Annotated in this window: 9 protein-coding genes; 5 read left to right on the forward strand and 4 right to left on the reverse strand. The window is 62.4% G+C overall.

Annotated elements, in window-relative coordinates; translation table 11 throughout:
* Window positions 1-278: 278 nt before the first annotated feature.
* Together fixJ and fixL are read right to left on the reverse strand one after the other, a co-directional pair.
* Window positions 279-923, reverse strand: a complete 645-nt coding sequence (fixJ, locus tag BTO02_RS09000; protein WP_075156744.1) for an oxygen response regulator transcription factor FixJ — start codon at window positions 921-923, stop codon at window positions 279-281.
* Window positions 920-3,436: an oxygen sensor histidine kinase FixL gene (fixL, locus tag BTO02_RS09005; RefSeq protein WP_075156745.1), complete on the reverse strand. Its 2,517-nt coding sequence runs from the start codon at window positions 3,434-3,436 to the stop codon at window positions 920-922. The genes fixJ and fixL overlap by 4 nt, the downstream gene beginning before the upstream one ends.
* A gap of 276 nt (window positions 3,437-3,712) precedes the next feature.
* Between fixL and aceE the strand changes: the two genes are divergently transcribed.
* The 3 genes from aceE to lpdA all read left to right on the forward strand — a co-directional run bounded on the left by aceE (window position 3,713) and on the right by lpdA (window position 10,214).
* A complete protein-coding gene (gene aceE / locus BTO02_RS09010) occupies window positions 3,713-6,424 on the forward strand; it encodes a pyruvate dehydrogenase (acetyl-transferring), homodimeric type (RefSeq protein ID WP_075156746.1) in 2,712 nt (903 codons plus the stop codon).
* Between the two features lie 82 nt (window positions 6,425-6,506).
* A complete protein-coding gene (aceF, locus tag BTO02_RS09015; protein ID WP_075156747.1) occupies window positions 6,507-8,198 on the forward strand; it encodes a dihydrolipoyllysine-residue acetyltransferase in 1,692 nt (563 codons plus the stop codon).
* A gap of 195 nt (window positions 8,199-8,393) precedes the next feature.
* The gene (gene lpdA, locus BTO02_RS09020) at window positions 8,394-10,214 is read left to right on the forward strand and encodes a dihydrolipoyl dehydrogenase (protein ID WP_075156748.1); all 1,821 of its coding nucleotides are present in this window, start codon (window positions 8,394-8,396) and stop codon (window positions 10,212-10,214) included.
* Between the two features lie 458 nt (window positions 10,215-10,672).
* On the opposite strand, the gene BTO02_RS09025 is transcribed toward lpdA, so the two are convergent.
* Window positions 10,673-11,260 (reverse strand): phasin family protein, encoded by a 588-nt coding sequence (locus BTO02_RS09025; protein WP_075156749.1) that lies wholly within the window; start codon window positions 11,258-11,260, stop codon window positions 10,673-10,675.
* A 797-nt stretch (window positions 11,261-12,057) separates the two neighbouring features.
* Here BTO02_RS09025 and pbpG point away from each other — a divergent pair.
* Window positions 12,058-13,248 (forward strand): D-alanyl-D-alanine endopeptidase, encoded by a 1,191-nt coding sequence (gene pbpG, locus BTO02_RS09030; RefSeq protein ID WP_075156750.1) that lies wholly within the window; start codon window positions 12,058-12,060, stop codon window positions 13,246-13,248.
* A 189-nt stretch (window positions 13,249-13,437) separates the two neighbouring features.
* Here pbpG and BTO02_RS09035 read toward each other — a convergent pair whose 3' ends face one another.
* Window positions 13,438-14,244: an IclR family transcriptional regulator gene (locus tag BTO02_RS09035; protein ID WP_075156751.1), complete on the reverse strand. Its 807-nt coding sequence runs from the start codon at window positions 14,242-14,244 to the stop codon at window positions 13,438-13,440.
* A 179-nt stretch (window positions 14,245-14,423) separates the two neighbouring features.
* Here BTO02_RS09035 and BTO02_RS09040 point away from each other — a divergent pair, with 179 nt between their 5' ends.
* Entirely contained in the window at window positions 14,424-15,146 is a 723-nt protein-coding gene (locus tag BTO02_RS09040; RefSeq protein WP_075156752.1) for a (Fe-S)-binding protein, read from the forward strand.
* The last annotated feature ends 88 nt before the right edge of the window (window positions 15,147-15,234 follow it).

Genomic DNA, 15,234 nt, shown 5'->3' on the forward strand with positions numbered 1-15,234 from the left:
ATGAGGGAACATTTAAAAGTAGGGCCCAAAGGCAGCACTGTCAATGAATACGGCACCATGTTTTACGTTCCGCGTGTCGAATCGCAGTGGCGTTCGTCCATGCTGCTCGTATCCGTTGCGCATCTGTCAAACAACGTGTCGATGCGATGCGCACTATGTTTGGATAGCTAATGAATTGGCGCGCATCTGACGAAAAGAGGCGGCGCAAAAGAAAAGCGGGCTCATGGCCCGCTTCGTTACCGCGAAAAAGTGTGGAACGACTAACGCATCGGCATGCGTTACTGCGCCTGCTGCGGCTTGTTCGACAGCGCGAGACGCAGCAGGTCCGCGACGGTATTCACATTGAGCTTTTCCATGATGTTCGCCCGGTGCGCTTCGACCGTCTTGATGCTGATGCCGAGATCGTCGGCGATCTGCTTGTTGAGACGCCCGGCGATGATCCGCTCGAGCACCTGATGCTCGCGCGCGGTGAGCTTGCCGAGGCGCTCGGCGGCCGCGCGCTGCTGCTGCACGCTGGTGCTTTCGCTGCGCGCCTTGTCGAGCATCCGCTCGACGAGCTTGCGCAGTTCCGCTTCGTCGAACGGTTTCTCGATGAAGTCCATCGCGCCTTTTTTCATTGTCGAGACGGCCATCGGGACGTCGCCATGACCCGTCACGAAGATGATCGGCAGCAACGTGTTGTCTGCGATCAGCCGCTCCTGCAGTTCAAGCCCGCTCATGCCCGACATCCGCACGTCGAGAATCAGACACGCGATTTGCCCCGGGTGCTGGTGCGGCTGCCACGCCTCGATGAACTGTTCTGCGCTCGAAAAACACTGCACGCGATAACCGTTCGCTTCCAGCAGCCAGCGCAGCGAGTCTCGCACCGCCTCGTCGTCGTCGACGACAAAAACGGTTTCCTGTGTGGTGACTGGGGTGTTCATAGCTCTCCCGTAACGGTTTGTGGTGTCGGCGCCTCGCGCCCGCCGTTGCTCGGGCCGTCGGGTTCGCCGATGGGCAGACTGCAGTGGAAAGTGGCACCGGTGATGTGGCCGTCCGCTTCGACGTTGTTCACCACCCACAGGCGGCCGCGGTGAGACTCGATAATCGAGCGGCAGATATTGAGGCCCATGCCCATGCCGTCCGACTTCGTGCTGTAAAACGGTTCGAACAGATGCTCGGCGGTCGCTTCGTCGACGCCGGGACCCTGGTCGACGACGCTGATGCACACATTGCCCGCCTCGAGCCGCGCGATCACGCGAATCACGGGATCGACGGCATCGGGCCGCGCATCGTGCATCGCTTCGGCGCCGTTCTTCAGCAGGTTCACGAGCACCTGCTCGATCAGCACCGGATCGACATAGATGACAGGCAGTCGCGAGCGGATATCGGTAACGATGCGAATGCGGCGCTTGCGTGCCTCGAGTTCGGCCAGCCCGACCGCATCCGCGACGATATCGGCGACGCGGGTCGCCTGGCGCTTCGGTTCGCTGCGTTTCACGAATTCACGGATCCGCTTGATGATCATGCCGGCCCGTACGGCCTGCTGCGCCGTCTTTTCGAGCACCGGCAGCAGATTGTCGGGAGTTGTCCGCCCCGATTTAACCAGCGCAACCGCGCCAGAGCAATAGTTGTTGATCGCGGCGAGCGGCTGGTTCAACTCGTGCGCGAGCGACGATGCCATTTCGCCCATCGTCATCAGGCGGCTCGTGAACTGCAGTTTCTCGTCCTGCTGGCGCGCGAGTTCCTGCGCCTGCTTGCGCGTGGTGATGTCGGTGGCGATCTGCATCTGCGCAAGGTGGCCGTCGACCCACTGAATATACTGGCGCCGCACTTCGAACCACTTCTGTATGCCCTGCACATACACTTCCTGCGCATCGGCCGTGCTTTCGGTCAGCGCGGCGGCGGGCAGCCCCGCGTAGGTGTCTACCATATCGATCGAATCGGACGACGCCTGCGAACTGTCGAAACCGCCGCCGCCGGCCAGCTCGAGGTGACCGTCGGGGCGAATGCCGAACAGGTGCCGGTAATAGCGGTTCGCGAACAGCAGTTCGGCTTCGTCGGCGGCGAGCACGGACACCGCGGCATCGAGGCTTTCGAGCACCGTCGTGAAGCGTTCGTGCGCGGCGGCCAGTTCCTCGCGCGCGCGCTTCGGTTCGGTGATGTCGGTCATCGACGACATCCAGCCGGTCTGCCGCCCGGAGCTGTCGATCAGCGGCGAGACGTACAGCCGTGCATGAAACAGCGATCCGTCCTTGCGCCGCACGCGCAATTCGAAACCCGACGACGGCGCCTTGCCGCGCAAGGTCATGTCGAGCTGGCGCTGCATCTCCGGATACGAATCGCGCGGCCAGTACGGGAATGGCGCGGTCTTGCCGACCAGATCGATCTCGTCCCAGCCTGTCATCCGGCAGAACGCCGGATTCACGTGCGTGATGCGGCCGTGCATATCGAGCACGCGCATGCCGATCAGCACCGAGTTTTCCATCGCGCGCCGGAAGAACGCTTCCGCGTAGAGCGCCTGTTGCGCCTCGAAGCGCTGCCGCGTGTGTTTCCACAAGCTCCACAGGCTCCACAACACGAAGCACGACAGGCCCGCGACGAGCCACACGAGCGTGTTGTTCGTGAAGTTCGTCATCTGCGGGTACGCGTAGACGCGCACCGAGATACCCTGGCCCGGCGGATCGAGCGGCAGATCGTAGTACGCGTCGCGCGGCAGGCGCGGGCGCGTCGAGGTCGTGGCGAGCTCGCGGTTGTTGACGTCGATGATCGAGATCTTGTACTTCGCGGACAGCTCGGGCGGGATGTCGCGCTTCAACATGCCTTCGACCGAGAACACCGCGGCGATGCTGCCGAGAAACTCGCGGTCGCGGTAAACAGGCGTCTGCAGCGTGATATAGCCATTGCCGAGATCGTCGTAGAGCAGCGGCGAATACACCTGGCGGCGCGTCGTGCGTGCTTCGTTGAACGCGGCTTTGACGGCCTCGTCCATCTGCTGCTCGTTCGGTTTGGCGAGGCGCTGGCCGAGCACCGGCAGCGGCGTGTTGGGCCAGCGCGGCTGCGATTCGGACGTGTACCAGTTCATGTAGAGGATCTCGGGATGCCCCTGCATGATGTCGGCGGTGGAAACCTGGAACGAGTGCGGGTCCGCGCGACCCGTGACGAGGTCGCGCGCGAGCGCCTGAATCTGCTCCTGCGCGCCCGTCATCGACAGGCGGATCTGCTGCTGTGCCCACGCCACGTTGCGGTACAGCGTGTCTTCCTGCTGCTGCTGCTCGCGCCGGTTGAGACTCCACAAAATGAGGCTCATCACCACGAGGAACACGAGGATCGACAGCAGCGGCGTCAGCAAATAGGAATTCGACCACCACGGTCCGTGGTGCCAGCGGGACGGCGACGTATCCGCCGGCGAACCGGACGGCCGCGCCGAGCGTGCGAAAAGCCGATCGGTCAACATGGACCGCATTGTAGCGCAGCAGGTCCGTACGAAATCGCGCAGAAAAGCGGCGAAAGTCACATTAACGGGAGCAAACTAGATCACGTACCAGCAGATGGGCAGTCAAATCAGGGTGCGCCGCAACAATTTTCCGCATTATGAGAAAGCATCTCGCAATTCGAAAATTTTGTTGCGTGGACCTCGTGGGCATCATTAAAATCGGCCGAAACTGCCGCGGCCGTGCCTCGTCCGCGTCGTCCACTCACACGAGCGTTCCTCTATATCCAGGAGACGAGCATGTCCGCTGTACCCGATGAAGTACTGAAATATGTTGCTGCCTCGCAGGACGACAACGATCCGCAAGAAACGGCTGAATGGCTCGAAGCGCTCGATGGCGTGATTTCTGCTGTGGGCCCGAACCGTGCTCACTATTTGATCGAAAAGCAGATCGAATTCGCGCGCGTGCACGGCGAACATCTGCCGTTTTCGGCCAACACCCCCTACATCAACACGATCCCGGTTGCGAATCAGGCGAAGATTCCCGGCGACCAGGACATCGAACACCGGATCCGCTCGTACACGCGCTGGAACGCGATGGCGATGGTGCTGCGCGCGGGCAAGGACACCAACGTCGGCGGCCATATCGCTTCATTCGCCTCGGCGGCCACGCTGTACGACGTCGGCTTCAACCATTTCTGGCATGCGCCGTCCGCCGATCACGGCGGCGACCTCGTGTTCGTGCAAGGCCATTCGTCGCCGGGCGTCTATGCGCGCGCGTTCCTGCTGGGCCGGCTATCGGAGAAGCAGGTCGACAACTTCCGCCAGGAAGTAGGCGGCGAGGGCATCTCGTCGTATCCGCACCCGTGGCTGATGCCGGACTTCTGGCAATTCCCGACCGTGTCGATGGGCCTCGGTCCGATCATGGCGATCTATCAGGCGCGCTTCATGAAGTACCTGCAGGCGCGCGGCATCGCGAAGACCGAAGGCCGCAAGGTCTGGGCGTTCCTCGGCGACGGCGAAACCGATGAGCCGGAATCGCTCGGCGCAATCGGCATGGCCGGCCGCGAGCGGCTCGACAACCTCGTATTCGTGATCAACTGCAATCTGCAGCGTTTGGACGGCCCGGTGCGCGGCAATGGCAAGATCATCCAGGAACTCGAAAGCGAATTCCGCGGCGCGGGCTGGAACGTGATCAAGGTCGTCTGGGGCAGCCGTTGGGATGCGCTGTTCGCACGCGACAAGTCGGGCGCGCTGATGCGCCGGATGATGGAAGTCGTCGACGGCGAATATCAGACGTATAAGTCGGAGTCGGGCGCCTTCGTGCGCGAGCACTTCTTCAACACGCCGGAACTGAAGGCGCTCGTCGCGGACTGGTCCGACGACGACATCTGGAATCTGAACCGCGGCGGCCACGACCCGCACAAGATCTTCGCGGCCTACAAGGCGGCGACCGAGGCGAAGAACCAGCCGACCGTGATCCTCGCGAAGACGATCAAGGGCTACGGGATGGGCGAAGCCGGCCAGGCGATGAACATCACGCACCAGCAGAAGAAGATGCAGGTGGAAGCGCTGAAGCAGTTCCGCGACCAGTTCCGCCTGCCGATCCCGGACGAAGAGATCGCGCACATTCCGTATCTGACGTTCGAAGAAGGCTCGAAGGAACTCGAGTACATGCGCGCGCGCCGCCAGGAGCTCGGCGGTTATCTGCCGGCGCGCCGCCAGAAGGCGGAGTCGCTGCCGGTGCCGGAACTGTCGGTGTTCGAGCCGCTGCTGAAGGGCACCGGCGAAGGCCGCGAGATCTCGACGACGATGGCGTTCGTGCGGATCCTGAACATCCTGCTGAAGGACAAGACGCTCGGCAAGCGCGTCGTGCCGATCGTGCCGGACGAGTCGCGCACCTTCGGCATGGAGGGTCTGTTCCGCCAGATCGGCATCTGGAATCAGGACGGTCAGAAGTATGTGCCGGAAGACTCCGACCAGCTGATGTTCTACAAGGAATCGGAAACCGGCCAGATCCTGCAGGAAGGGATCAACGAAGCAGGCGGCATGTCGGACTGGATCGCGGCGGCGACGTCGTACTCGACGCACAACGAGATCATGATCCCGTTCTACATCTACTATTCGATGTTCGGCTTCCAGCGCATCGGCGATCTCGCATGGGCCGCCGGCGACATGCGCTCGCGCGGTTTCCTGCTCGGCGGCACGGCGGGCCGCACGACGCTGAACGGCGAAGGTCTGCAACACGAAGACGGGCACTCGCTGCTGTGGGCGTCGTCGATTCCGAACTGCATCAGCTACGATCCGACCTTCGGCTACGAGCTCGCGGTGATCATTCAGGACGGCCTGCGCCGGATGGTGCAGGAGCAGGAGGACGTGTTCTATTACCTGACGGTGATGAACGAGAACTACGAGCATCCTGCGATTCCGCAGGGTGACGCCGTGGCGTCGGACATCATCAAGGGCATGTACGCGTTCCGCAAGGCCGACGGTGACGCCGCATCGGGCAAGAATGCGCCGCGCGTGCAACTGATGGGCGCGGGCACGATCTTCAACGAAGTGATCGCCGCCGCCGACCTGCTGAAGAACGACTGGGGCGTCGCGGCCGACCTGTGGAGCGTGCCGAGCTTCACAGAACTCGCGCGCGAAGGCCATGAAGTGCAGCGCTGGAACCTGCTGCATCCGACCGAAGAGAAGAAGCTCTCGCACGTCGAGAAGCTGCTCAAGGATGCGAAGGGCCCGGTGATCGCATCGACCGATTACGTGCGCGCGCTGAGCGAGCAGATCCGCGCCTTCGTACCGCAACGCTACGTCGTGCTCGGCACCGACGGCTTCGGCCGTTCGGACACGCGCGAGCAACTGCGCCACTTCTTCGAAGTCGACCGCTACTGGGTGACCGTGGCCGCGCTGAATGCGCTTGCCGATGAGGGTACGATTGAGCGCAAGGTCGTGGCCGACGCGCTGAAGAAGTACAACCTCGACCCGTCCAAACCCAATCCGATGACCGTCTAACTCGTCGCCCCCCCGGCGACGTCGTGCGCACTCCGCTTTCGATGCCGGGCGGAGTGCGCTCGGCCCTGGAGACACAAAACAAATGAGCCAAGCGATCGAAGTCAAGGTGCCGGACATCGGCGATTACAAGGACGTTCCTGTAATCGAGGTGCTGGTGAAGGCGGGTGATACCGTCGAGAAAGAGCAGTCGTTGGTGACGCTGGAATCCGACAAGGCGACGATGGATGTGCCGAGTCCGGTGTCCGGCGTCGTCAAGGAAATCAAGGTCAAGGTCGGCGATAACGTATCGGAAGGTACGCTGATCGTCGTGGTCGACGGTGAAGGCGCGGGCGCTGCGCCGTCGAAGGCTCCTGCGCAAGCTCAGGCTAACGGCGCGGCCGCGCCTGCTGCGCAAGCCGCTGCTGCGGCTGCCGCACCCGCCGCTGCGCCTGCTGCTGCACCGGCCGCTGCAAGCGGTGGCGGCGTGCAGGAAGTGAAGGTGCCCGATATCGGCGACTACAAGGATGTGCCGGTCATCGAAATTGCCGTCAAGGTCGGCGATCGCGTCGAGAAGGAACAGTCGCTGATCACGCTGGAATCGGACAAGGCGACGATGGATGTGCCGAGCCCCGCTGCCGGTGTCGTCAAGGAAGTCAAGGTCAAGGTCGGCGATAACGTGTCCGAAGGCACGGTCATCGTGCTGATCGAAGGCGCTGGCGGGGCGGCTCCTGCGCCTGCTGCCGCCGCGCCGCAGAAACCGGTCGAAGCGCCGTCCGACGCGCCGCAAAAGCCGGCCGCCGCACCTGCTGCCGCGCAGCCGTCCGCGCTGGCGCAGGCGCCGGTGATTCCGGCCGGCGAGGGCGGTGCGTACCGGCCGAGCCATGCGTCGCCGTCGGTGCGCAAATTCGCGCGAGAACTCGGCGTCGACGTCGCGCGCGTGCAGGGCACCGGCCCCAAAGGGCGCGTCACGCAGGATGACGTGACCGCGTTCGTGAAGGGCGTGATGACGGGCGAGCGCGCCGCGCCGGCTGCTGCCGCCGGCGCACCGGCAGGCGGCGGTGAGCTGAACCTGCTGCCGTGGCCGAAGATCGATTTCACGAAGTTCGGCCCGATCGACCCGAAGCCGCTGTCGCGCATCAAGAAGATTTCGGGCGCGAACCTGCATCGCAACTGGGTCATGATTCCGCACGTCACGAACAACGACGAAGCGGATATTACGGAGCTCGAAGCGTTGCGCGTGCAACTGAACAAGGAAAACGAAAAGGCGGGCGTGAAGTTCACGATGCTCGCGTTCGTGATCAAGGCAGTCGTCGCCGCGCTGAAGAAATTCCCGACCTTCAATACGAGCCTCGACGGCGACAACCTCGTCTACAAGCAGTATTTCCATATCGGCTTTGCGGCCGATACGCCGAACGGTCTCGTCGTGCCGGTGATCCGCGATGCGGACAAGAAGGGTCTTGTCGATATCGCGAAGGAAATGACGGAACTGTCGAAGCTCGCGCGCGACGGCAAGCTCAAGCCCGAGCAGATGCAGGGCGGCTCGTTCTCGATTTCGTCGCTGGGCGGCATCGGCGGCACGCATTTCACGCCGATCATCAACGCACCCGAAGTCGCGATTCTCGGTTTGTCGCGCAGCTTCATGAAGCCGGTGTGGGACGGCAAGCAGTTCGTGCCGCGTCTGACGCTGCCGCTGTCGCTGTCGTACGACCATCGCGTGATCGACGGCGCGGAAGCGGCGCGCTTTAACGCGTATCTGAGTTCGATCCTCGGCGACTTCCGGCGGGTCATTCTTTGATTTTTGCGGCGCGCGGCGTGAGCCTGATTATCGGGCTCATGCCGATGCCGTTGAACCTGGTCTGCGCACCCTATCGATCGGACAAGCGTCGTTCCAGCGTTGGGCGGCGCCTGTTTTTTCGTTGACTGATCGCCACCGGTTCATCGGCTGTGCCGCAATCCCTCATCAACACGGCAACAAGAGAAGGGGACACTCATGAGTCTCGTCGAAGTTAAGGTGCCGGACATCGGCGATTTCAAGGACGTCGATGTCATTGAAGTCAATATCAAGCCGGGCGACGTCATCGAAAAAGAACAGGCGCTGATGACGCTCGAGTCCGACAAGGCATCGATCGAGGTGCCGAGCGACACCGCGGGCACCGTCAAGGAAGTACGCGTGAAGGCGGGCGACAAGGTGTCGGAAGGCACGGTGATCGCGACCGTCGAAACGTCGGGCGAAGCGGCACCCGCAAAAGAAGAAGCCAAGCCTGCGAAGGAATCCGCGAAAGAGCCTGCCAAAGCGGCGGCGCCTGCCGCCGCGGCACAACCGGCCGCGCAGCCCGCGGCGCAATCGGCCCCGAAACAACCGGCGGCGGCTCCGCAAGCGGGCAGCTTCTCCGGCACGGCCGATATCGAATGCGATATGGTCGTGCTCGGCTCGGGCCCCGGCGGTTACTCCGCTGCGTTCCGCGCGGCCGATCTCGGCATGAAAACCGTGCTCGTCGAGCGTTACGCGACGCTTGGCGGCGTCTGTCTGAACGTCGGCTGCATTCCGTCGAAGGCGCTGCTGCATACCGCGCTCGTGATCGACGAGGCCGCGGCGCTCGGCGCACATGGCATCACGTTCGCGAAGCCGCAAGTCGATCTCGACAAGCTGCGCGAGTTCAAATCGGGCGTCGTCAAGAAGCTGACCGGCGGTCTCGGCGGCATGGCGAAGGCGCGCAAGGTCGAAGTGGTGACGGGCGTCGGCGCCTTCGTCGATCCGCATCATATGGAAGTGCAGACCGAAGGCGGCAAGAAGGTCGTCAAGTTCAAGAACGCGATTATTGCGGCCGGTTCGCAGGCCGTGAAGCTGCCGTTCATTCCCGGAGATCCGCGCGTCATCGATTCGACCGGCGCACTCGAACTGCGCCAGATTCCGCAACGCATGCTCGTGATCGGCGGCGGTATTATCGGCCTCGAAATGGCGACCGTGTATTCGACGCTCGGCGCGCAGATCGATGTCGTCGAAATGCTCGACGGTCTCATGATGGGCGCGGACCGCGATCTCGTGAAGGTGTGGGAGAAGTTCAACAGCAAGCGTTTCGCAAACGTGATGCTGAAGACGAAAACCACCGCGGCCGAGGCGAAACAGGACGGCATCTACGTGACGTTCGAAGGCGAGAAGGCGCCGGCCGAGCCGCAGCGTTACGACCTCGTGCTCGTCGCGGTCGGCCGCAGCCCGAACGGCAAGAAGATCGGCGCCGACAAGGCTGGCGTTGCGGTAACGGATCGCGGCTTTATTGAGGTCGACAAGCAGATGCGCACGAATGTGCCGCACATCTACGCGATCGGCGACATCGTCGGTCAGCCGATGCTCGCGCACAAGGCGGTGCATGAAGGTCACGTGGCGGCCGAAGCCGCGCACGGCGAAAAGGCCTACTTCGACGCGTTGCAGATTCCGTCGGTCGCCTATACGGACCCGGAAGTCGCATGGGCCGGCAAGACCGAAGACCAGTGCAAGGCCGAAGGCATCAAGTACGGCAAGGCCGTGTTCCCGTGGGCGGCGTCGGGCCGCGCGATCGCCAATGGCCGCGACGAAGGCTTTACGAAGCTGATCTTCGACGAGCAAACGCATCGTGTGATCGGCGGCGGTATCGTCGGTCTGAATGCAGGCGACCTGATCAGCGAAGTGTGTCTCGCCGTCGAGATGGGTGCCGACGCAACCGATATCGGCAAGACGATTCATCCGCACCCGACGCTCGGCGAGTCGATCGGTATGGCGGCCGAGTTGTACGAAGGCGTTTGCACGGATTTGCCGCCGCAGCGCAAGAAGTAACAGGGCAAGCGGGCGTGCGTCGCCGTTTGGCGGCGCACGGGCGCGACAAATCTACGCGAGTAAAAACAGATCGGCGCGCTCCTGCGAAAGCAGGGCGCGCCGACTTTTTGCGTTGGCAGCCGCGAAGGACGGGACTCAAACGCGGGACGACCCCAGCGCGCGACCCAACTGCGCAAAAAAATCCCGGCCGGAGCCGGGGATAACGATACGCTGTTTCACGTATCGGAGCGTCTCGCCGCGACAACGGAGTCTGCGCGGCGCTGATGCCTGCCGATCAACGAACCCTTCGTTGACTCGCAGCCGCGCTGGGCCGTCTGTGTTCGTTTCGCTGAACCTTGATGGACCGGCGCGTCGTTCGAAGCCCGATGCGTTGAAACCGAAACTGAATCTGCTGACGCGTGCTGCGCCTCCAAGCTTCAGGCGCAGCAGTCCTGCCTGCGATGCGCTCGAAGAGCGTCTTAAGCAGCAGCTGCCTTCTTCGTCGCCGAAGCCTGACGCGACACTTGCGCGGCAGCTTGCGAAGCGGCCTTCGATGCAGCGGTAGCGGCCGCATTGAAGTTGCTTTCCGCGATTTCGACCGCTTGCTTCGTGGCCTTGTGGACCGTTTCGTACGTCGTGTTCGCGGCAGTGATTGCCGACTTGATCACGGCGACGGCAGTTTCCGAACCGGCCGGCGCGTTCTTCGCAACGTTGTCGACGAGTGCCTGCACCTTGCGGTTCTGCTCTTCGTATTGCGCTTCAGCGACGCGGGCGAACTCGGCCTGCGTAGCCGATGCGATTTCATACAGATGACGGCCGTACGACAGCACCTTTTCGGCGACCGGCTGCGTGAGGCTTGCTTGCAGCGCGAGCAGTTCTTGCGCGTCCTTCACCGACAGCGCGCGCTGTGCATTTTCCTGATTTTCCGCAAGCGTCGACTTGACGACTTGCAGGTTCAGTTCGACCAGCTTCTCGACGCCTTCGAATGCCTTGTTCGTGAGGCCGAAGAGGGTTTCGAGATTGGCTTTCTGGGCTGCAGCGAATTGCTCAGGGGTCAGCAGAGTCATGTTTACGCTCCTGAAGTACCGGTCCGTCTGGCGCGGACCGAGTTGGGTTAATCATTTCCGGGATCGGACCTTCCGCAAGACATATGGGCCGATCGAAGCGTTGCGCCGCGCCGCTCAAAGAAACGAGGCATTGTGCGCCGCAACAATGGTTCCCATTTTAGGACAGTGCCTAACCTTGTCAAGTATTTTTTGTGCATCGCACAATGCTGATAATTTATCGAGAAAACAATACGTTATGAAGCATTTATGGAGTTGCGAAATCGCATGCTTATTGAGTCGATGCACCGTAATGGCGTTCCTTTCTTGTGATGTTTAACGCAAACCTGTGAGGTTTCGTGAGCTACCTAACAAACTTCGGTAGCCGCGCTAGAATCGCGGCGTAAACTAAAACTGTCGCGGAACGTTAAATCGCTATCCCGGTCGAACGCGCGATGCGCCGGTCTGCAGTCGTTGCTGAAGAGCGGGTTTGACGGCCTGACAGGGCGCTCGCGCGCCGCCGGTTGCACACAAGGCGCTTTGCGTTGATGCGCCGCGTGCGGGCTTCGCGACCGTCATTCCCTGATCAAGTCCCTGCGTGAACCTGCCGTTATGCGAGGAAATCGTTTTCAGCATGACGGCGCCGATCGTTCGCCCCGGTGATTGATGTTTTCGATGAAGATCGTGTCAACCATTGGTTAATAGCAATCGAGGCTTACAACTCGGTTTAAAGAGTGTCGATAAGTGCTTAAATTTGCTAATTTTTCGTTGATTCACTACACTGGCGGACAATTCCCTGCCGCCTTACCCCCAGAACACTAATGAAAACCGACATGTTTTCGTCACTGAAAGTGATGCACGGCGCGGCGCTGACTACTGCGCTGTCGGTGGCCGCGTCGATGGTTATCGCAGCGGCATCGGCATTGCCGGTCGACGCCTTTGCTGCGTCGACCACCGCGTCGGCGAAGTCCGAGAAGTCCGCAAAAGCCACGAAGAAATCGAAGAAGCCGGCACAGCCGGCCGCGAAGGTTTCGAGCCGCGAATCGGCGAAGGGCGCCAAAGTCGCCGCCGCGAAGCGCGGCGGCGAGGGCGACGCGCCGCGCGCTGTCTCGAAGAAAAAGCGCGTGAGCTACACGATGAACGGCCGTCATCACTCGGTGGTCCGCCGCGTCGCATTCGAACCGCGCTCGCCGACGGCGGGTCAGGCGTTCGGCCTGCATGAATCGCCCGAAGGCGTCGCGTTGCGCTCGACGGTCGCGTATGTGGTCGACCAGAACTCGTCCGAGCCGCTCTTCGACAAGAACTCGCGCGCGGTCGTGCCGATCGCGTCGATCACGAAGCTGATGACCGCGATGGTCGTGCTCGATTCGAAAGAGCCGATGACCGAACAGATCGAAGTCACCGACGAAGATCGCGATTACGAGAAGAACACGGGCTCGCGCCTGTCCGTGGGTTCGGTGCTGTCGCGTGAGGACATGCTGCATATCGCGCTGATGGCGTCGGAAAACCGCGCGGCTGCCGCGTTGTCGCGCTACTACCCGGGCGGCCGTCCCGCGTTCATGGCGGCGATGAATGCGAAGGCGAAGCAGCTCGGCATGGTCGATACGCACTTCGAAAATCCGACCGGGCTCACGAGCCAGAACGTGTCGACTGCGCGCGATCTCGTGAAGATGGTCAATGCCGCGTATCAGTACCCGTTGATCCGCCGCTTCTCGACCGACCGCAGCTACGAGGTCTATACGGGCAAGCGCACGCTCGCGTACAACAGCACGAACGCGCTCATACGCAACCCGTCGTGGGATATCGGTTTGCAGAAGACGGGCTTTATCAACGAAGCGGGTGAATGCCTCGTGATGCAGGCGACGATCGACAATCGCCCGATGATCATGGTGTTGCTCGACTCGGCCGGCAAGTATTCGCGCTTTGCCGATGCGACGCGTTTGCGCACGTGGATCGACAACGGCGGCGAGCAGCGCGTGACGAGCGCGGATGCAAACGGCGCAGGGACCTGATCGGACGCCTGGTACGCGCGACAGGTAGTGGACACCGCAAGCAAAAAGCCCCGCTGAAATGCCGCGGGGCTTTTTTACATTGGTACGGCGGCGATCAGCGATACAGTGGCGATAGAGAGGCGTCGTTTTGCCGCATGGACCGAGACGCCGGCGTTCAGGCGTCTGGACGCTCCTGCGCCCGAACCTCTTTTACGCCGATCGCGCAGCCGCGTCCGGTTGCGCTGCTTCCGGTTGATAGCCGAGCGACTCGGAGATCACGAGCGCGGTCTTGCTGACCTGATTCAGCCACGAATCCTGCAGCCGGTCTGCCGGCGCGGACAGCGACAACCCGGCAACCAGCCTGCCTGTGTCGTCATAAATGCCGGCCGCGATGCAGCGCACGCCGAGTTCGAGTTCCTCGTTATCTCGCGCGCACGACTGCTGCCGCACGTGCGTGAGTTCGCGTTCGAGCTTCGCGAGGTCGGTGATGCTGTTTTGCGTATGGCCCGAAAGTCCGGTGCGCGTCGCATAGGCGCGCACGCGTGCCGCTTCGTCGGCGGCGAGAAACAGCTTGCCGACCGATGTCAGATGCAACGGCGCGCGGCCGCCGATTGCGCGGACCACCTGCATGCCCGAGCGCTCCGAATAGGCACGCTCGATATAGACGATTTCATCGCCCTGGCGTACCGACAGGTTGACCGTCTGGCCAGTCAGCCGATGCAGCTCGCGCATCGGCATCAGCGCCGCGTCGCGTACCGACAGCCGCGCCTTCACGAGGTTGCCGAGCTCGAGCAGCCGCATGCCGAGCCGGTAGGTACCGGGATCGGAACGGTCGACGAGGCGGCACGTGACCATATCGTTGAGAATACGGTGCGCAGTCGACGGGTGCAGCTCGGTGCGTTGCGCGAGTTCTTTCAGGCTGACCGGGTCGCTGTGCGCGGCGAGCGCGTCCAGCAGGCGCATCATGCGCTCGATCACCTGGATCGAGGTTTTGGGATCCGGGTTCGTATCGCTCATGGGGGACAAATCGATGACACGTCACACGACGGAAAATCGATTGTATCTCGTATGGTGAAAAAAGCGAACGGCGTCTGCGGTTTCGCGCGGACCGGTTTTTGCGTCGACCAGGGGCGTCACGCGTTGGTATCGTTTCGGAAACGTCGCATAATCGGGGACGTTTCCCCGGAGGAGGACTCATGCGAGTCGGATTTTTCGTCACCTGCCTGATCGACCTGATGCGCCCGGAAATCGGTTTCTCGGCGATCAAGCTGATCGAGCGTGCCGGTTTTGAAGTCGTCGTGCCGCCCGCGCAAACCTGCTGCGGACAGCCGGCGTACAACTCGGGCGAGCGCGGCATCGCGCGCGACCTCGCCGAGAAGATGCTGCGCGAGTTCGAACAGTTCGATTATGTCGTCGTGCCGTCGGGTTCGTGCGGCGGCATGATTCGCGCGCACTATGGCGATCTGTTCGGCAATGACCCCGAATTGATGGGACGTTTCGCGCGTCTGCGCGCGAAGGTGTACGAGCTGACCGATTTCCTCGTGACTGTCGCGAAAGTCGAGCTCGGTCCCGGCGAATTCACGGGACCGGTGACGTACCACGATTCATGTGCGGGGCTGCGCGAACTCGGCGTCAAAGCCCAGCCGCGTGCGCTGCTCGCGCAGGCCGGCGTGCAGGTTGCCGAGATGAAGGGTTGCGAGCACTGCTGCGGCTTCGGCGGCACGTTCGCGGTCAAGTACGGCGATATTTCGACGGCGATCGTCGACGAGAAGTGCGACAACATCCATGCGAGCGGGACCAATGCAGTCGTGCTCGGCGACCTCGGCTGCATGCTGAACATCGAAGGGCGCTTGCGCCGCACCGGCGATACGACGACGCGTGTGCTGCACATCGCCCAGGTGCTCGCCGGCGACGCGTAATTCACGCGCGGCGAGGCGCGGCGACGCGCGGCCCGCACGCGCTCCGACACGCGACGCGTGCTACTTTCATTCAGGATCCGGATCCAAC

Origin of the sequence: Paraburkholderia sp. SOS3, assembly GCF_001922345.1 — a bacterium.
Classification (GTDB): Bacteria; Pseudomonadota; Gammaproteobacteria; order Burkholderiales; family Burkholderiaceae; genus Paraburkholderia.